16 protein-coding genes are annotated in these 16,914 nt (G+C 72.2%); 7 read left to right on the top strand and 9 right to left on the bottom strand.

From position 1 onward, the window contains the following. Positions 1–3: 3 nt before the first annotated feature. Entirely contained in the window at positions 4–585 is a 582-nt protein-coding gene (locus tag CG719_RS06340) for a hypothetical protein (protein WP_100567479.1), read from the bottom strand. Between the two features lie 617 nt (positions 586–1,202). Further along, on the bottom strand, positions 1,203–2,501 hold the full coding sequence (locus CG719_RS06335) for an SGNH/GDSL hydrolase family protein (protein ID WP_100567617.1): 1,299 nt from the start codon (positions 2,499–2,501) through the stop codon (positions 1,203–1,205). 430 nt (positions 2,502–2,931) lie between these two features. On the opposite strand from CG719_RS06335, the gene CG719_RS06330 reads away from it, so the two are divergent. Both CG719_RS06330 and CG719_RS06325 read left to right on the top strand, forming a co-directional pair. Further along, positions 2,932–3,906, top strand: coding sequence for a pectate lyase family protein (locus CG719_RS06330; protein WP_100567478.1), 975 nt, complete (start codon positions 2,932–2,934; stop codon positions 3,904–3,906). A gap of 80 nt (positions 3,907–3,986) precedes the next feature. Continuing rightward, on the top strand, positions 3,987–4,790 hold the full coding sequence (locus CG719_RS06325) for a pectate lyase (RefSeq protein WP_100567477.1): 804 nt from the start codon (positions 3,987–3,989) through the stop codon (positions 4,788–4,790). A gap of 86 nt (positions 4,791–4,876) precedes the next feature. Here CG719_RS06325 and CG719_RS06320 read toward each other — a convergent pair whose 3' ends face one another. After that, on the bottom strand, positions 4,877–5,626 hold the full coding sequence (locus CG719_RS06320) for a PaaX family transcriptional regulator C-terminal domain-containing protein (RefSeq protein WP_100567476.1): 750 nt from the start codon (positions 5,624–5,626) through the stop codon (positions 4,877–4,879). A gap of 73 nt (positions 5,627–5,699) precedes the next feature. Between CG719_RS06320 and CG719_RS06315 the strand changes: the two genes are divergently transcribed. Beyond that, positions 5,700–7,472: an acyl-CoA dehydrogenase family protein gene (locus CG719_RS06315; protein ID WP_100567475.1), complete on the top strand. Its 1,773-nt coding sequence runs from the start codon at positions 5,700–5,702 to the stop codon at positions 7,470–7,472. A 213-nt stretch (positions 7,473–7,685) separates the two neighbouring features. On the opposite strand, the gene CG719_RS06310 is transcribed toward CG719_RS06315, so the two are convergent. After that, positions 7,686–8,273, bottom strand: a complete 588-nt coding sequence (locus tag CG719_RS06310) for an Rv1733c family protein (protein WP_100567474.1) — start codon at positions 8,271–8,273, stop codon at positions 7,686–7,688. 284 nt (positions 8,274–8,557) lie between these two features. Here CG719_RS06310 and CG719_RS06305 point away from each other — a divergent pair, with 284 nt between their 5' ends. Next, complete coding sequence (locus CG719_RS06305) at positions 8,558–9,643, top strand: WD40/YVTN/BNR-like repeat-containing protein (RefSeq protein ID WP_100567616.1); 1,086 nt, start codon at positions 8,558–8,560, stop codon at positions 9,641–9,643. A gap of 96 nt (positions 9,644–9,739) precedes the next feature. Then, the gene (locus CG719_RS06300) at positions 9,740–10,186 is read left to right on the top strand and encodes a DUF1648 domain-containing protein (protein ID WP_100567473.1); all 447 of its coding nucleotides are present in this window, start codon (positions 9,740–9,742) and stop codon (positions 10,184–10,186) included. 95 nt (positions 10,187–10,281) lie between these two features. Here CG719_RS06300 and CG719_RS06295 read toward each other — a convergent pair whose 3' ends face one another. From CG719_RS06295 to CG719_RS06280, 4 genes are all read right to left on the bottom strand, one after another. Next, the gene (locus tag CG719_RS06295) at positions 10,282–10,830 is read right to left on the bottom strand and encodes a GNAT family N-acetyltransferase (protein WP_100567472.1); all 549 of its coding nucleotides are present in this window, start codon (positions 10,828–10,830) and stop codon (positions 10,282–10,284) included. Positions 10,831–11,030: 200 nt separating this feature from the next. Continuing rightward, complete coding sequence (locus CG719_RS06290) at positions 11,031–11,945, bottom strand: IS982 family transposase (RefSeq protein WP_100567471.1); 915 nt, start codon at positions 11,943–11,945, stop codon at positions 11,031–11,033. A gap of 86 nt (positions 11,946–12,031) precedes the next feature. Next, entirely contained in the window at positions 12,032–12,541 is a 510-nt protein-coding gene (locus CG719_RS06285; RefSeq protein ID WP_100567470.1) for a DinB family protein, read from the bottom strand. Positions 12,542–12,712: 171 nt separating this feature from the next. Continuing rightward, complete coding sequence (locus tag CG719_RS06280) at positions 12,713–13,390, bottom strand: uracil-DNA glycosylase (RefSeq protein WP_100567469.1); 678 nt, start codon at positions 13,388–13,390, stop codon at positions 12,713–12,715. Positions 13,391–13,547: 157 nt separating this feature from the next. Between CG719_RS06280 and CG719_RS06275 the strand changes: the two genes are divergently transcribed. Together CG719_RS06275 and CG719_RS06270 are read left to right on the top strand one after the other, a co-directional pair. Continuing rightward, the gene (locus CG719_RS06275; RefSeq protein ID WP_100567468.1) at positions 13,548–14,534 is read left to right on the top strand and encodes an N-acetylglucosamine kinase; all 987 of its coding nucleotides are present in this window, start codon (positions 13,548–13,550) and stop codon (positions 14,532–14,534) included. A gap of 184 nt (positions 14,535–14,718) precedes the next feature. Further along, a complete protein-coding gene (locus CG719_RS06270) occupies positions 14,719–15,642 on the top strand; it encodes a sirohydrochlorin chelatase (RefSeq protein WP_100567467.1) in 924 nt (307 codons plus the stop codon). A gap of 216 nt (positions 15,643–15,858) precedes the next feature. Here the strand turns inward: CG719_RS06270 and CG719_RS06265 are convergent, their stop codons facing one another. Continuing rightward, on the bottom strand, positions 15,859–16,893 hold the full coding sequence (locus tag CG719_RS06265) for a lactonase family protein (protein WP_100567615.1): 1,035 nt from the start codon (positions 16,891–16,893) through the stop codon (positions 15,859–15,861). Positions 16,894–16,914 lie beyond the last annotated feature (21 nt).

The raw sequence follows: 16,914 nt of genomic DNA, 5'->3' as shown, positions 1-16,914 counted from the left end.
CCTTCAGAGGGAGGTGCGGTCGGGCCGCGCCGTCGGGCCTAGGGGGCCGGTGGTCGCCGACTGGCCCTTCGAGGACTTGCCTCGGCCGGCCGCGGACGTCTTGGCCTTCCCCGGCCCGTCGGGCCCGGTGTCCGCGTCGGGTTCCATGTCCGTGTCCGGCGCGGACGCCTGCTTCCCGGGGCCGGCGTCCTGCGCGGCCTCCTGGGCAGCCGTGCCGCGCTTCTTCGCGGGCTTGCGGGCCGCGGTGGCGGTGGTCGTGGCGGTGGCCGACGGCCGCTCCGGAGTCTGTGTCTCCGTCCGTGTCTGTTCCTCGCCGCCCTTGGGCCGTTCGGGGCGGGGCTGGGTGAGCCAGGCCACGGCCGCGCCGGTGAGCGCCACCGGCCACTCCACCACTCCGGCGACACCGAGCAGCCCGGCCCCCGTGTACACCGCGAGCCGCCGCCCGCGCGGCGAGACGGCGCCGACCTTGTCCAGCGCCCCCTGCGCGGCCCGGCCCACCGTCTCGGCGCCGGGCACCCTCCGCAGCACCGAGGCCGCACCGTGCAGCGGCGCCGCTAGGGCGGACGACGACTTCTGCTCAGCCATGGCTCTCCTCGCCTGGGATGAGATCGACTCCTCGTGGCCACCGGGTGCCCACGACCCTGCTGGTCACCCCGCCTCTCCCAGAGAACGCCACGGCCCGCTTCCGCGCCACCGGGCTCCGCCGTCCGCCACGGGCCGCGTTGCGGCCCGCGCGCGGAGCGGCATCCTGCTTCCTCAGCAGGTGCGGGATGCCGGTCGGTGGCGGGTCACCGCCCGCGGCGGACCCGGAGCAATCGCTCCCGGAAACGGCACGGCTCGGGCGCCGCTGCAGCTACGGACGCAGCCGCCGCGCGGAACACCACCCGGCCGAAGGGCCCACAGCCGCGCCGTCCGAAAGGCCGACGTTCGGCAGCGGCACACGCCCTCCGGTAGGGGAACGGCGCCAGCCAGGTCGGCAGGCACCCGCCACACAGGCTGACCGCCCGACTGCCGGGCGGTCCGGGCGGTCGGGCGGTCCGGCAGCCGGGCGGTCCGGGCGGTCCAGCAGCAGTGGTCTGGCAGTGGAGCCGTCCTGCTGCTCCGTCAGCCGGGCGGCTCCACCGGGAGCGGGACGGCACCGGCAAGACCGGCAGGCACTCGCCCCACGGGCCGGCCGCCCGGCAGCCCGTGGGACGGAGCCGTCAGTGGCGGAACAGGGTCGCGGGGATCGCGCCGGCGAGGGCCCCGTAGCCCTGCGGGTTGAGGTGCAGCCAGTCACCGGCGTGGAGGTCGGACCGCAGCCGGCTCGGCCGCGCGGGGTCGCGGACCGCGCGGTCGAAGTCGATCAGCGCGTCGAAGTGCCCGCTCGCCCGGATCCAGGCGTTGACCGCCTGGCGTGACTTCTCCCGCAGGCCCGCCGGGTCGTCGTAGGCGTCGTTGCCGCCGAACGGCAGCAGGGTGGCGCCGTAGACGCGGATGCCCTGGGCATGGGCGCGCACCACGATCTGCTGGTACGCGGCGATCAAATCCTCGGTGACCTGACGCTGGGCGGCCGGGGTGGGGTCGGCGGTGCCGATGTCGTTGACGCCCTCGAAGACGATGAGCCAGGCGACGCCGCTGGTGGAAAGGATGTCGCGGTCCAGGCGGGCGAGGACGTTGGGACCGAGGCCGTCGTTCAGGACGCGGTTGCCCCCGGCGGCCTGGTTCAGGACGGCGAGGTCCGCGGTGGCGGGGCGGGAGCGGAGCCGGTCGTAGAGCTGGTCGGGCCAGCGGTCGTTGGCGTTGGTGGTGGAGCCGCGCCCGTCGGTGAGCGAGTCGCCGAGTACCGCCACGGCCTCGGTCGCGGCCTTGGCCTCCACCTCGACGCCGCTGATCAGATACCAGTGGTCGGCCGGGGTCGCCCCGGACAGGTCCGCGTCCCGGGTGTGATCGCCGTGGACGAAGTACGACGTCGTGCGCGAGCCCGGGTGCGAGGTGAGGGCGAGGGAGGGCTGGCCTTCGGCCAGGTAGGTGGTCACGGTCAGGTTGGACGCGGCGCGCAGGTCGAGGTCCAGCGGGTCGGAGACGGCCTGGGCCCCGACGGGCACGGTGGTCGAGGGCCGCCCGGAGAACGTCACCTTCCGGGTCGTACGCGGCTCGACGGCGCTGACACCGGCCGCGCCGTCGCGCGGCAGCGCCACCGTCACGGCGGTCAGGGGCAGCGGGGTGTCACCGAAGGCGTTGGAGAAGCGCAGCCGGACGCGGTGGCCGCCGGTGGACACGTGCAGCGTCTGCCGCACGGTGGTGTCGACGAGGACGGCGCGGTCGCCGGTGAAGGGCGCAGGCGGCAGGTTGCCGGGCTCGGTGAGCTGCGGCATCGCCGTCCAGGTGTTCACCCAGTGCCGTGCGGTCGCGGCCTGCGGCCGGTCGGCGGCGGTCACCCGGTCCGGACGGTGCACCAGGGCGGTGACTGCCGAGACGGTGAGAACGAGGGCCAGCACCAGAACGCACGCGCCGATCAGGTCGGCGTAGCGCGTACGTGAGCGGCGGGTTGTTCCGGGCGGTGTCACGTGCGTCCTCCGTTGGCTGTGCGGGGGGTGCGATCGGACGGGGTACCCACGGCGGCCCAAGGCGCGCGGGACTGCCCGCGGTGAGACTGCCGCTGGTGCATGGTGGCATGAACACGGCCACCGTGGAAGCGCTCCCACGCCCCTGCCTTCGACACGCCCCGCCTCCACCCGCGAGTGGCTGGATGTGACCTGCGCGAGGCGTTGACTAGAAAGCGCTTGCACTCTACGTTCCGTTCAACAGCGTGACCGGAGGGAGCTACAACAGGCCCTACTGGCCACATTGACGCGCAAATCGTTCCAGATGCTGCACGGCATTCACGTATACGACCTGACGCACTCTCGTATACGCCCCCCACCAGTCCTTCGAAGGGACAGCATCCGTATGCGTACTCGCCCCTCACGTCCCCTCGCGCCCAGGTCGGCGCCGGCTGCGATCGTCGCCGCGGCCGCCACCCTCGTGGTGCTCGCCCTGCCGCAGCAGGCCGTGGCCGCCGAGAGCTCACCGGTCGGTTTCGGCGCCGGCACGACCGGCGGCGGCGGCGCCTCGGCGGTGACCGTCTCGACGCTCAGCGCCTTCAAGTCGGCCGTGACCGGCAACACCGCCAAGGTGATCAAGGTGAACGGCCTCATCACACTGAGCGGTCAGGTCGACGTCGGCTCCAACACCACGGTGCTGGGCGTCGGTTCGGCGTCCGGGTTCACCGGCGGCGGGCTGCGGCTGAAGAACGTCAGCAACGTCGTCGTCCGCAACCTCCAGATCAGCAAGGCGGTCGGGACGGACGCCATCACGGTCCAGGGCTCGACCAAGGTGTGGATCGATCACAACTCCCTGTCCTCCGACCGCGACCACGGCAAGGACTACTACGACGGCCTGGTCGACATCTCGCACGCCTCCGACTACGTCACGGTGTCCTGGAACACCTTCAAGGACCACTACAAGGGCTCGCTGGTCGGCCACAGCGACAGCAACGCGAGCGAGGACACCGGGCATCTGCGGGTGACGTACCACCACAACTGGTTCAACAACGTCAACTCCCGCATTCCGAGTTTGCGTTTCGGCACGGGGCACTTCTACGACAACTACGTCGTGGGCGCCGAGACCGCCGTGCACTCGCGCATGGGCGCCCAGATGCTGGTCGAGAACAACGTCTTCCGCAGCACGTCGGTCGCCGTCACCACCAACCGGGACAGCAAGCAGGACGGTTACGCCAACCTGCGGGGCAACGACCTCGGCGGCGCCTCGACCGAGGTGTCGCAGACCGGCACCTTCACCAGCCCGCCGTACAGCTACTCGGCCGAGGCCGCCTCCGGCGTCGCCTCGTCGGTGACCGCGGGCGCGGGCACCGGGAAGATCTGACCGCCGCCCGCCACAACCCCGACGACACGGCGTCGCCCAACAGCACGGCCATCACCCGACCGCACGGAAGGAACAAGGACATGACCCCCGCAGCACGACTGCGCCCGCGACGGCGCGCGGTGACCGGAGGCCTGGCCGCACTCGGACTCTCGGTTGCCATGCTCCTGACGCAAGGAGCGCCCTCGGCGAGCGCCGCCACCTGGCCCACCGCCAACGGCAGTCAGGCGGTGACCTCCACCATCTCGGTGTCCGGCACCAAGGACTACGGGATGAAGCGCCTGTACGGCAGCGGGGCCCTGGGCACCGGAGGCCAGGAGGAGAACCAGAAGCCGATCCTGGAACTGGCCGCCGGTGCGGTCCTGAAGAACGTCATCATCGGCTCCCCCGCCGCCGACGGCATCCACTGCCTCGGCAGTTGCACGCTGCAGAACGTCTGGTGGGAGGACGTCGGCGAGGACGCCGCGACGTTCCTGGGCTCCGCGTCCTCCAACGTCTACACCGTCTCCGGCGGCGGCGCGAAGGAGGCCACTGACAAGGTCTTCCAGTTCAACGGCGCCGGCACGCTGAACGTGTCGAACTTCGCGGTGCAGAACTTCGGCACCTTCGTGCGCAGTTGCGGCAACTGCAAGACGCAGTACAAGCGGACCATCAACCTCAACACGATCGAGGCCACCTACAAGGGCGGCCGGATCGCCGGCATCAACACCAACTACGGGGACAGCGTCTCGCTGAAGAAGATCACCATCATCGGGGACTCCGGCAAGAAGATCATCCCCTGCCAGAAGTACACGGGGAACAACACGGGCGCCGAGCCGACCAAGGGCGGCACGGACGCCGACGGCACCTACTGCAAGTACGCGGCGTCCGACATCACTTACAAGTGAGCCCGACGCGGTGAGGGGGTGGTCGTGCGCGGTGTGCCCTCAGGCGCCGCGCACGACCGCCGCCGTGCGTCACCGCCGCCTCTCGTTCACCGCCTCGCGTGTCCGAGCATCTCCTCGGTCAACTCCCGTCGGCAGTCGGTGTAGGCGGTGCGCAGCGCCGGGCCCGGCCAGTGCGCGGGCAGCAGGGGCGCGGGCAGCACGGGGTCGGCCAGCAGGTGCCGTACGACGGCCGCGAGGGCGGTGAACCGGTCGGCGGGCCGGTCCGTGCGTGCGACCAGGGCGAGCAGCGCGCGGGCCGTCGCCGCCCAGTCGTCGACCGGCCACAGGCGCGCGGCCAGATCGGCGGCGGGCTCCTCGGGCCGGGCGGTGAAACGCCGGACGGCCGGGGACAGTTCACCGGGCCAGGGGCGGAGCAGGTTGGCGGGGCGCAGCCAGACGCCCTCGCGGAGTTCGGCGAGCCGGAGAGCAGCCAACCGGGCCCGCAGCTCGGCGCGTTCAGCGGGCTCGCGGCCGGTCGCCGTCACGACGACCATCTCCCACTCCCCGTCCCAGGGGCGCGTCTCGGGGTGCACGGCCGCGTCCTGGCGCCGCTGGCGTTCCAGCAGCCGGTCGCTGAGACCGTAGACGGTGTCGGACCGTCGCAGGTCCCCGGCGGCGACCATCCGGCTCAGGGCCGCGCGCAGGGTCGATCCGCCGATCCCGAAGGGTTCGACCGCCCGTACGAGGTCCTTGACCGGCAGTTCGGGCGGGTGCGTACCAAGGAGCAGGCTCAGGACGACCGACCGTGCGGACAGCGGGCGCAGCCCGGCCTCAGCGGGCCCCTGGGAGGCGTTCATGGTCCCGTACTGTACGGACCTTCGACATGTTGCACTCTTGCTGCGACCGCAGACAGAGTGCAACATGGACCGTATGGCCTCGACACTCGCGCAGGAGCAGCAGGAGCAGCAGGAGCAGCAGGAGCAGGAACGACAAGCACGGCGGGCCGGACAGGAGCGGCAGGCGCGGTCGGACGCGGGGGCGCCGTCCGGACCGCTGCCCCTGCCGCTCGGGCAGGGCGCCACGCACACCGTCACCAACCAGGCGCCTCCCCTGGCGCCCTACGACGCGGCCAAAGACGCGGCACTGCTGGAGGGCCTGAGCCGGGAGGGCGCGGGGTGGGCCGAGGCGGACCTGCGGCGGCTCGGGGCGCTGGCCGGGAGCGTCGAGGCTCAGGAGTGGGCCGAGCAGGCCAACCGGCACGAGCCCGTACTGCGCACCCACGACCGTTACGGCAACCGGGTCGACGAGGTCGACTTCCACCCCGCCTGGCACCACCTGATGCGGACGGCGGTCGCCGAGGGCCTGGCCGGCGCGCCCTGGGCGGACGACCGGCCCGGCGCGCATGTGGCCCGCAGCGCCGGTGGTCTGGTGTGGGGGCACACGGACGCCGGTCATGGCTGTCCGACGTCGATGACGTACGCCGCCGTACCCGCCCTGCGCGCCCAGCCGGAGCTGGCGGCCGTGTACGAGCCGCTGCTGACCGCCCGGGTGTACGAGCCCGGACTGCGGGTACCGGCCGAGAAGCAGGGCCTGCTGGCGGGCATGGGGATGACCGAGAAGCAGGGCGGCTCGGACGTACGGACGAACACCACGGCGGCCACGCCGACCGCTGAACCCGGCGTGTACACCCTGCGCGGGCACAAGTGGTTCACGTCGGCGCCCATGTGCGACGTCTTCCTGGTGCTCGCCCAGGCTCCCGGCGGGCTGTCCTGCTTCCTGGTGCCGCGCGTGCTGCCCGACGGCAGTCGCAACACCTTCCGCATCCAGAGACTCAAGGACAAACTGGGCAACCGGTCCAACGCCTCCTCCGAGCCGGAGTTCGACGGGACGGTGGCCTGGCTGGTCGGGCCGGAGGGGCGGGGCGTCAAGACCATCATCGAGATGGTCAACTGCACGCGCCTGGACTGCGTGATGATGTCGGCGGCGCTCATGCGCAAGACCCTGGTCGAGGCGGGCCACCACGTCCGGCACCGCCGCGCCTTCGGTGCGCTGCTCATCGACCAGCCGCTCATGCGGAACGTGCTGGCCGACCTGGCGCTGGAGTCGGAGGCGGCGACGACGCTCACGCTGCGGCTGGCCGGTGCGGCCGACCGGACGGTGGGCGCGGGCGGCAGGGGCGGCGAGGCCGCGTTCCGGAGGATCGCGACCGCGGTCGGCAAGTTCTGGGTCACCAAGCGGGGGCCCGCCTTCACCGCGGAGGCTCTGGAGTGCCTGGGCGGCAACGGTTACGTCGAGGAGTCCGGGATGCCCCGGCACTACCGGGAGGCGCCGCTGCTGTCGATCTGGGAGGGCTCGGGCAACGTCAACGCCCTGGACGTCCTGCGGGCGCTCGGCCGGGAGCCCGGCACCGCGGAGGCGCTGTTCACCGAACTCGACCTGGCCCGGGGCGCCGACGCCCGCCTGGACGCGGCCGTGGCCCGGCTCAGGGCAGGTCTGGGCGAGGCGTCCCCGGCCGGCGCCCGCCGCCTGGTCGAGCTCATGGCCCTGACCCTGCAGGCTTCCCTGCTCGTCCGGCATGCCCCACCCGCCGTCGCCGACGCCTTCTGCGCGACCCGTCTGGGCGGCGACTGGGGCCACTCCTTCGGCACGCTGCCGGACAGCGCGGACGTCGACGCCATTCTGGAACGGGCGCTTCCGGGGTAGGCGGCACGGGCGGCGTGCCGTCTTCGGTCACAGCGTCCCAGTTACCGGGACCCTGCTCCTTCCGGTCACAGCGTCCCGGGTACCGGGGACCTGTTCCTTCTGGTACCCGCGCCCGCTCGTACCGGCACCGCAACCCCGCCGTCTCCTACGCCCGCCCCGGCGGCGCCTTCCGGCTCTCCCCGGCCCGTCCGCGGCGCCGTCCGGCGAGGGCCGTCACCCGACGTTGCGGCTCCACAGGGGGCCGAAGCGGGCCCACTCGGTGTCCCACTGGGCCAGGCGGCGGCGTTCCAGTCCGGCGCGCACGACGTGGCCGATGGCGAGAGGAACGGAGGCGGCGCCCAGTCCCACCAGGCCGCCGGCCATCACGGCCCGCGCGCGGGCCTGGGCAGGCGTGGCCGGCTCCGTCACCAGCCGCCCCCGGGAATCGATCCACACGGTGACCGGGGTACCGGCGGCGCTGCCGGGCCGCACCCGGGCCCAGCCGGTGCGCTCGGTGCCGTCCGGGGCGGTCCAGCGCACCTTTCCCCACACCCGCAGTTTCGAGCCGGTGTCCTCGTCGGTCCCGGGCGACGTGCCGGGCGCCCGCTCGGTGACCCGCGCGACCGTGGACGTCCGCGCGAGGGGTTCCTGGGCCGTGGCCTGCTCCGCGCCCCGGGCCGCCGTCCATCCCGCGAGCACCCCGACGAGAACGCCGAGCACCCAGGTGCCGAGCACGACCCACGCCTCCACCGTGTCGGCGCGGCGTTTGAGCGGATTGCGGCGCCACCGCCACAGCCGCACCTTCGGACCACAGAACGCCATCGACGGCATCCTCCTCACGAGCACACGGACCTGCCGGACCGCCCTCCCATACGGTGAAGGGCCCCCCGATGCTCACGCCGAGTTCCCCGCCCCGGCCCTCCCATGGGTGCCGGAGCCCGGCCGCCCCAGGCTCCCGCAGTGGGCGCGACCGGGCCCCGTATCCCAGCCATGCCGCTGTGACCTGCGACGACGCCGATGCGGTGAGGACTGTCAGTGGCGGGGTGCAGACTGGCCGGTGTCCAGGACAAAGAGGTCCGGACGAAGACCTCGCGGAGGTGATCGGCATGACCGAGGTACTGCTCACCGTGGGCACGCGAAAGGGCCTGTTCATCGGGCGGCGGCGGAACGGCGTCTGGGAATTCGACGAGAGTCCCCACTTCAACGCCCAGGCTGTCTACTCGGTCGCCATCGACGTCCGCGGCCCCGTCCCGCGGCTGCTGGCCGGCGGGGACAGCGCCCACTGGGGCCCGTCGGTGTTCCACTCCGACGACCTCGGCCGCTCCTGGACCGAACCGGCCCGCCCCGCCGTGCGGTTCCCCAAGGACACCGGCGCCTCCCTGGAGCGGGTGTGGCAACTGCACCCGGCCGCCGCCGAGCCCGACGTGGTCTACGCGGGCACGGAACCGGCGGCGCTGTACCGCTCCGAGGACCGCGGCGAGAGCTTCGAGCTGGTCCGCCCGCTGTGGGAGCACCCCACACGGTCGAAGTGGGTACCGGGCGGCGGCGGTGAGGGCCTGCACACCGTGGTGACGGACCGGCGCGATCCGCGGGCGGTCACCGTCGCCGTGTCGACCGCCGGAGTGTTCCGCACGGCCGACGGCGGAGCGAACTGGGCGCCGTCCAACTCCGGGGTGTCCGCCGTGTTCCTGCCGGATCCGAACCCGGAGTTCGGCCAGTGCGTGCACAAGGTCACGCAGGACGCGGAGAACCTCGACCGGCTCTACTTGCAGAACCACTGGGGCGTGTACCGCAGCGACGACAAAGGGGCGCACTGGACGGACATCGGCGAGGGCCTGCCGTCGACGTTCGGCTTCACCGCGGCCGCCCACCCGCACCGCGGCGGCACCGCGTACGTCTTCCCCATCAACGCGGACGCGGACCGGGTGCCCGCCGGCCGCCGCTGCCGTGTGTTCCGCACCGCGGACGCGGGCCGGAGCTGGGAGCCGCTCGCGGCGGGACTGCCTTCGGAGGACCATTACGGCACGGTGCTGCGCGACGCGCTGTGCACCGACGACGCGGACCCGGCCGGCGTCTACTTCGGCAATCGCAACGGCGAGGTGTACGCGTCGGCGGACGACGGCGACAGCTGGCGGCAACTGACCTCGCACCTGCCCGACGTGCTCTGCGTGCGGGCGGCGGTGATCGGTTGAGTGATCCCTGTCGTGGTGCGAACGACAGCGAGAGGTTGGATCATGAACGCACCCATGGATTCCCCAGCGGCCAGGTCCGCAGTTCCGTTACGCCGCATGGCGCTGATGTTGCTTCCGTTCGCCGTCGGCGCGGCCGTCCATGCGATGGTCTTCGCCTTCGTTCGTTCCTCGCTGCCCGACCCCGTGGCCGTTCACTGGGACTTCAAGGGCAACGCCGACGGCACCACCACCTCACCGTTGGGGCTGCTGGGCCTGAGCGAGGGTGTGTTCGCGATGGAAGCAGTCGCCTTCATGGCGGCCTGCCTGCCTGTCCGGTCCGGACGGGGCGTACTCCCCGGCGTGTTCACCCTCGCCTGGGCCACCGCCGGGTTCACCTGCGCCTTCTCGCTCACTTCCCTGCTGGCCCACGCGGGCCACGACCAGTACACCGAGGCCGAATTCCCCACTGCCGCCCATTGGCTGATCGCCGCGGCCGTGACGGCCGCAGCCGGGGGGCTGGGCCACCTGCTCTCCCGCGCCGCCACCGCCCGGGAGTCGCGGTGAACTCCACGTCCGCAGCGCCCGGTCGCGCTGGACCCACGCCGTCGTTCCACGTCGAGGTTGGCGGCCAGGATCCGGGTGAAAGGACATTTACGGCGTCACGCGGGGTTCGCCCACTCTTCGCGCAGCATTCCAAAGAGCACGCGGTCGTAGCGCTCCCCCTCCACCAGCACAGCCGACCGGCGGCGGCCTTCCTCACGGAAGCCCAGCCTGGTGAAGGCACGCATGGCGCGCTCGTTGCCGCTCCAGGTGTCCAGCTCCAGCCGGCTCAAGCAGTAGGCGCCGAACAGGTGGTCCACGAGCAGCCGCAACGCGTCACTGCCGTGGCCGCGGCCCCAGAACTCCCGCTCGCCGATGGTGACTCCCAGCGTGGCCACTCCGGCGTACGGGTCGAGGTCCCGGTAGTCGGCCATGCCTATCACCTTCCCGCCCGCCAGGTCCTCGACCGTGAACACAGCCGACTCCCTCGGGCTCAGCCGCAGCATGGTGTCGAAGCTCAGCCCGATCGCTTCCGCTGTGACGGGACCGAAACACGGGTCACCACCTGTGGCCCAGCGCACCACCTCTGGGTCATTGCGCCACCGGAGATGGTGCTCAGCGTCTTCGGAGGCCAGCGCGCGCAGTCTTACCAGCTTTCCTTCGAACATCGGGTAACCCTAATCGATCACTCAGGAGACCGGCGGGTACTTCCCTGTCCAGCTTGACCAGGAACTTTTGACTTCCGTTGACTCCGCAGCCCGGTGCCGTGCGGAGCCAGTACGAAGACCCGCCAGATCGGGGAGACGGCCGACTGCTGGTCCGCCCGGTGACCCGAACGAAAGCCCCTAGGATGATCGATTCCAAGAGGTCAGTGGTCGTAGGCGGTCAGTGAGCGTAGTACGGGCTGGCTGGTGTGGTCGTTGTGCCAGATCGCGGCCGTCAGCGCGAGGATGCGCTGCATGACGCGGGCGATGACACCGCCCGGTGTGCGGCCTCGGTGCTGTTCGAGGTCAAGCTGGCCCTTGAAGGTCTCGTTGACCGACTCGATGACCTGCCGCAACGGCTTGAACAGGGGTGCCCCGGCCCGCTCCGGCTCGTCCTTGCGGGCCGGCCGCAGCAGCCGGATGTCCTGCTCGGCCAACTGGTGCTCGAAGGCGCGGCCGAAGTAGTGCTTGTCGCCGATCAGCGTCTGCCCGGCCCGGGCGGCGACCAGTTCCGGTTCGGCGGCGAGCAGGTCCAGCAGGGTCTCGCGTTCGTCGGCCTTGGCCCCGGTCAGGGCGAAGGCGATGGGCAGGCCCTGCAGGGTGCACACCAGGTGCAGGCGCAGGCCCCAGAAGAAGCGGCTGTGGCTGGCGCAGTAGCCGTACTCGGCCCATCCGGCCAGGTCGGAGCGCTTGACGGTCTCGCGGGAGCGTCCGCACTCCACCGGCGTGGAGTCCACGATCCACACGTCATCACTCCATACAGAGGTGTCGGTTGCCAGCAGCCGGGTCACCCGCCGCAGCAGCTCGGTGGCCTTGCGTAGGCGCTTGTTGTAGCCGGGCTGCTGGGGCAGGTAGGGGAAGAGGTGCCGCAGGTGGGCGCGGGCGTGGCGAAGCCACTTGGCCTCGGAGGTGAAGCCCAGCATGGCCTGCATCATCGCGAGCGTGACCAGCTCGGCATCGGTCAGTTGCGCGGCGATCCCGACCGACGGACGCCAGGGCGCCAGGTGCGGTGAGTCCTTCAGCAGGTCGTCGGTCTTCACATAGAGTGCGGTGGCGAGGGAGTCCAACTCTGTCTTCACACAATGACGTTGGACTCCCTCCTTCCAACCCCGCGGGTGATTCTCTGGAACGGCTCAGCAGGTGGAGACAGGTGGCCCCTGCGGAATCAGGCGCCCACGGTCCCGTCGACACCTTCACGCAGAAAGTCCGCGTGCCCGTTGTGGCGGCCGTACTCCAGGAGCACGTGCACCATCACCATCCGCAGCGATACCTCCTCGCCCCATCGTGGCTGATACCCGGCCTGGTCCAGGGACTTGGCCTCCCGCTCGATACGGCGCGAGGTCTCCACCTCGGCCTCCCAGGCTACGAACGCCTCGTCTCTGGTCGACGCACTCGCGTCGTACGCCGCCTGGAAGTCGATCTTGTCGGACCAGACCATGGGCGCGTCGTGGTCCTCGAACACTCGACGGAACCAGGCACGCTCCACCTCCGCCATGTGCCGCACCAGACCGAGCAGCGAAAGCGTGGACGGCGGCATCGACTGCTGTCGCAGCTCCTCGTCGGTGAGCCCTTCGCACTTCATGGCGAGGGTGGCGCGGTTGTAGTCGAGGAAAGCCCGCAGCATGTCGCGTTCGCTGCCAAAACTGGGCGGTCCTATGCGGTTGTCGCTGGTCACTGGTTGTGCTCCTCGTCCGTGCCTGCGTTGAGGGCCAGTATCTACTCCCGTCGACTGTCCCAGAGGAGGGCCGTCAACCGGACCTGGTTGTTCCCACGGAGATCGCCGAACACAGGAACCGGAAAGGCTCATTGGACCCCGCAGCCGCAACTACCCCTTGGAATCGATCATCTAGGGAAGCCGCCAGTCCACCGGCTCGGCCCCCTGGCGCTGAAGGAGGTCGTTGGCCCGGCTGAACGGGCGTGAGCCGAAGAAGCCCCGGTCCGCGGACATGGGCGAGGGGTGCGCCGACTCGATCGCCGGATACTCGCCGAGCAGCGGACGCAGATTGCGCGCGTCCCGCCCCCACAGGATCGACACCAGCGGCCGCTCCCGCGCGACGAGGGCGCGGATGGCCTGCTCGGTCACCTCCTCCCAGCCCTTGCCCCGGTGCGCGCCCGGCTTGCGCGGGGCCGTGGTGAGCGCCCTGTTGAGCAGCAGTACGCCCTGCCGGGTCCACGGGGTCAGATCGCCGTTGGAGGGCCTGGGCAGGCCGAGGTCCGAGTTCAGCTCCCGGTAGATGTTCTCCAGGCTGCCCGGCAGCGACCGCACCTCCGGCGCGACCGCGAAGCTCAGGCCGATCGCCATTCCCGGCGTCGGATAGGGATCCTGACCGACGATCAGGACTCTCACGTCGTCGAAGGGTTGCTGGAACGCCCGCAAGACGTTCGCTCCCGCCGGGAGATACGTCCGGCCGGCCGCGACCTCGGCGCGCAGGAAGTCGCCCATGCCCGCGATACGTCCGGCCACCGGTTCCAGGGCCTTCGCCCAGCCGGCCTCTACTAGTTCATGCAACGGTCGTGGTGCCACGCCGTGTCACTCTAGCGGCCCACACCGACAACACCTGCCCTCGGACCGTCCCGTGCGGGCCTCCGCGGGCGCTAGTGTTCCTCCTCGACCAAGGCCATCGAGCCGGCCGGGCGGATCGCGCGGCCGGCCTCCAGGGGGAAGGAGCCCGGTGCCGCCAGTGCCCAAACCGCTCCCTCACTCGGCCGGATTCCTCGCCGTGGACTCGGGCGGCTCCGGACTCCGGGCCGTCGTCGGTGTGCCTGGACGCGGACCGCTGGCCCGAGGGGAGTCCGGTGAGCCGGTGCGCACCGGCGCGCGGGGCATCGACCCCGGGCATCTCATGGAGCAACTGGTGCCCATGGCACGGGCGTTGGCCACCGAGGCCGGCGTGGGGCGGCTGGAGACGGCCGTACTGGGGGCAGCCGGGCTCGCCACCCTGGGCGACGCGCTGCGCGCCGAACTGCCCGGAGCGCTGGCACGGCACCTCGGCGTACGCAGGGTCGCGCTGGTCGCCGACGCGGTCACCGCCTACACCGGCGCCCTGGGGCCCCACCCCGGCGCGGTCGTCGCCGCCGGGACCGGTCTGATCGCGATCGGTACCGATCTCAAAGGCTGGCGGCGGGCGGACGGCTGGGGGCATCTGCTCGGCGACTGCGGCAGCGGAGCGTGGATCGGACGCGCGGGCCTGGAGGCCGCGCTGCGCGCCCACGACGGGCGGGACGGTGGCTCGGCGCGGCTGCTGGCCCGCGCCGAGGAGGCGTTCGGACCGATGGCGGAACTGCCCGGCAGGCTCTACCCGCGCTCCGACCGGGCCGCCGTCCTGGCCTCCTTCGCACCCGAGGTGGCGGCTGCGGCCGACGACCCCGTCGCGGCCGGTGTGCTGCGCGCGGCGGCCCGGCACATGACCGAGTCCGCCGCGGCCGTCTGCCCGCGCTCGGGAGAGCCGCTGCTCGCCCTGACCGGCGGCCTGTTCAAGCTGGGCGACCCACTCCTCGTACCGCTGGAGAAGGAACTCTCCGAGCGGCTCCCGCACGCACGGCAGGTGCGCGCCGAGGGCGACCCGATGCACGGCTGCGTGCGCATCGCGACCGACCTGGCCAGGGACGTCCTCGCCCTTCCGGCTGATGAGAAGTTGCTGTACACGCCTCCCCCACAAGGGGATTGATCCCCCACGTCCACACCTGCCGGACAAATGCCCCAATAGGTGGCGCGAATTGCCGGATCCGGCCCGAGACGGCCGGACCACGCCACGCATCGTTACGTAACCCATCAGACAAAACCGGACGGATACCGCTCACCTGCACCCTCCCCGAACAGGGGAACCTCAGAAGTTAGTAACATGCGGCGCCATGAGCTCCCCCACTGGGCCCGCGCCCGGCCTACCAGTACGAATGCCGCGCCCCCGCCAGCCGGGACGGCACCGCCGCCCCGAGCCGCTGGCGGCGCCCGAGGGCGCACCCGCTCTCGTCCTCGCGGTGCCGGGGACCCCTGGCGACGCCACGCGGGGCCTCGCCGAGGAGGTCGTGAGCATCGCCCGTTCCGAGCTGCCCGGCCTCGACGCCCGGATCGGCTACCTCGACGGTGACGACGCCGACCACCCGACCGTGCAGTCCGTGCTCACCCGCGCGGCCGAGGAGCGGACCGCCCGTTACGAGCAGGCCGTCGCCGCCGGCGCGGACGTCAAGGAGCCCGACGGTCCCGTCGCGGTCGTGGTGCCGCTGCTGGCCGGTCCGGACAACGCGCTGCTGCGCCGGATCCGTCAGGCCGTCATGGACAGCCGGGTCGCCGCCGAGCTGACCGACGTGCTCGGCCCCCACCCTCTGCTCGCCGAGGCGCTGCACGTCCGGCTGTCGGAGGCGGGCCTGGCCCGCGCCGACCGCGCCCGCCTGTTCACCGTGGCGACCGCGGCGGACGGAATCATCCTGGCCTCGGTCGGCGGCGACGAGGCCGTGCAGGCGGCCGGGATCACCGGCATGCTGCTCGCCGCCCGCCTCGCCGTGCCGGTGATGGCGGCCGCTCTCGACCAGGACGGCTCGATCGCCTCCGTCGCCGAGCAGCTGCGGACCTCGGGCTCCCAGCAGCTCGCCCTGGCGCCGTACCTGATCGGCCCGGAGATCGACGCCGAGCTGGTCCAGGCCGCCGCCGAGGAGGCAGGCTGTGCCGCCGCCGAGGCGCTCGGCCCGTACCCGGCGATCGGCAAGCTCGCCCTGGCCGCCTACACGACGGCCCTGGGCATCGCCCCGCAGCAGCCGCAGGGCGCACCGGCCCACTGACCCTCGCAGCCTTCACCCCGTACGTCCTGGGGCCCGCTCCTCGCCATCCGAGGGGCGGGCCCTTCGCCCTGCCGACCGCGCCACCGGCCGGGCCCTCAGGTTCGTCCAGGGTCGTCCCGTGTCATTCGGGCCGTCGGTGCCGCCTGTGTTGTTCGCGTCGTCCGGATCGTTCAGGTCGCTCGTGTCGTGCCGGCGGCCGTGCGGGCGTATGGGCGTTCAGCCGAAGACCACGCAGGACGCCGCCGCCACCGCGACCTTCCCGGCCCTCGCGGGCAGCCCCGTCTCCTCGTCCACGGCGAACCAGGTCACGTCCCCGGAGCGCTCGTTGGCGACGTACAGGAAGCCGTCGGAGAAGGTCAGCGCCCGGGGCCAATGGCCGCCGCACGGTACGCACCCGACCAGCCGCAGCCGCTCCCCGTCCGCCTCGACCGCGAACACGGACAGGACGTCCTCGCCGCGCGTCGCGGTCCACAGGAACCGGCCGTCCGGCGCCACCACGATGCCCGAGGGATAGGCGTCGTGGGCCGGGGCGTCCGGCAGGACCGGGTTCTCGGTCAGGGGCTTGAGCGAGCCCTCGGCGGCGTCCCAGCGGCAGACCGTGACGGTGGGTCTCAGTTCGTTGACGACATAGGCGTACCCGCCGTCCGGGTGGAACGCCATGTGACGGGGCCCGGAGCCGGGCCACAATGCGACCTCCCGGTGCACGACGAGCCGCCCGTCCGCCAGCGTGCACACCCGGACCGAGTCGGTGCCGAGGTCCACACTGACGGCCCAGCGGCCGCTCGGGTCCGGCTGCACCTGGTGGGCGTGCGGACCGCGCTGGCGGCGCTCGTGCGGGCCCGAGCCGGTGTGCCGCAGCACGTCCGAGGCGGCCGGGGCCAGGCGCCCGTCGGCGCGGACGGGAACGGTGCTGACGCTGCCGGAACCGTAGTTGGCCGTCAGGACGTGCCCGTCGAGCAGGCTCAGGTGGGTGGGGCCACTGCCTCCGACGCTCACCGGTGACCCGGTCAGCTCGACCGTCTCGCCCTTCACGCGGTAGGCCGCCACGGCGCCCTCGGCCGTCTCGCTCACCGCGTAGAGCGTGCCGCCGTCGCTGGACAGGGCCAGGTACGAGGGGTCGAGGACGCCGTCGACGCCGCTGAGCACGGTCAGCCCCCCGCCGTCCTCGGACACCGCCGCGGTGACGACCCCTGGGCCTCCCGCCGCCGTGAACGACCCGATGAACGCCCGCCGCCTACCGCCGTGTGCCACCACTGGTCCCCTCTCGGTCGT

Origin of the sequence: Streptomyces sp. CB01373 (assembly GCF_002803075.1) — a bacterium.
Classification (GTDB): domain Bacteria; phylum Actinomycetota; class Actinomycetes; order Streptomycetales; family Streptomycetaceae; genus Streptomyces.
The sequence above is the reverse complement of the archived record's forward strand: the minus strand, read 5'-3'. Positions and strand labels throughout refer to the sequence as shown.

Bases quoted from the DNA above. Each gene is read 5' to 3' on its own strand.
- CG719_RS06340 (WP_100567479.1), bottom strand. From the start codon at position 585: ATGGCTGAGCAGAAGTCGTCGTCCGCCCTAGCGGCGCCGCTGCACGGT.
- CG719_RS06330 (WP_100567478.1), top strand. From the start codon at position 2,932: ATGCGTACTCGCCCCTCACGTCCCCTCGCGCCCAGGTCGGCGCCGGCT.
- CG719_RS06325 (WP_100567477.1), top strand. From the start codon at position 3,987: ATGACCCCCGCAGCACGACTGCGCCCGCGACGGCGCGCGGTGACCGGA.
- CG719_RS06320 (WP_100567476.1), bottom strand. From the start codon at position 5,626: ATGAACGCCTCCCAGGGGCCCGCTGAGGCCGGGCTGCGCCCGCTGTCC.
- CG719_RS06315 (WP_100567475.1), top strand. From the start codon at position 5,700: ATGGCCTCGACACTCGCGCAGGAGCAGCAGGAGCAGCAGGAGCAGCAG.
- CG719_RS06310 (WP_100567474.1), bottom strand. From the start codon at position 8,273: ATGGCGTTCTGTGGTCCGAAGGTGCGGCTGTGGCGGTGGCGCCGCAAT.
- CG719_RS06305 (WP_100567616.1), top strand. From the start codon at position 8,558: ATGACCGAGGTACTGCTCACCGTGGGCACGCGAAAGGGCCTGTTCATC.
- CG719_RS06300 (WP_100567473.1), top strand. From the start codon at position 9,740: ATGGCGCTGATGTTGCTTCCGTTCGCCGTCGGCGCGGCCGTCCATGCG.
- CG719_RS06295 (WP_100567472.1), bottom strand. From the start codon at position 10,830: ATGTTCGAAGGAAAGCTGGTAAGACTGCGCGCGCTGGCCTCCGAAGAC.
- CG719_RS06270 (WP_100567467.1), top strand. From the start codon at position 14,719: ATGAGCTCCCCCACTGGGCCCGCGCCCGGCCTACCAGTACGAATGCCG.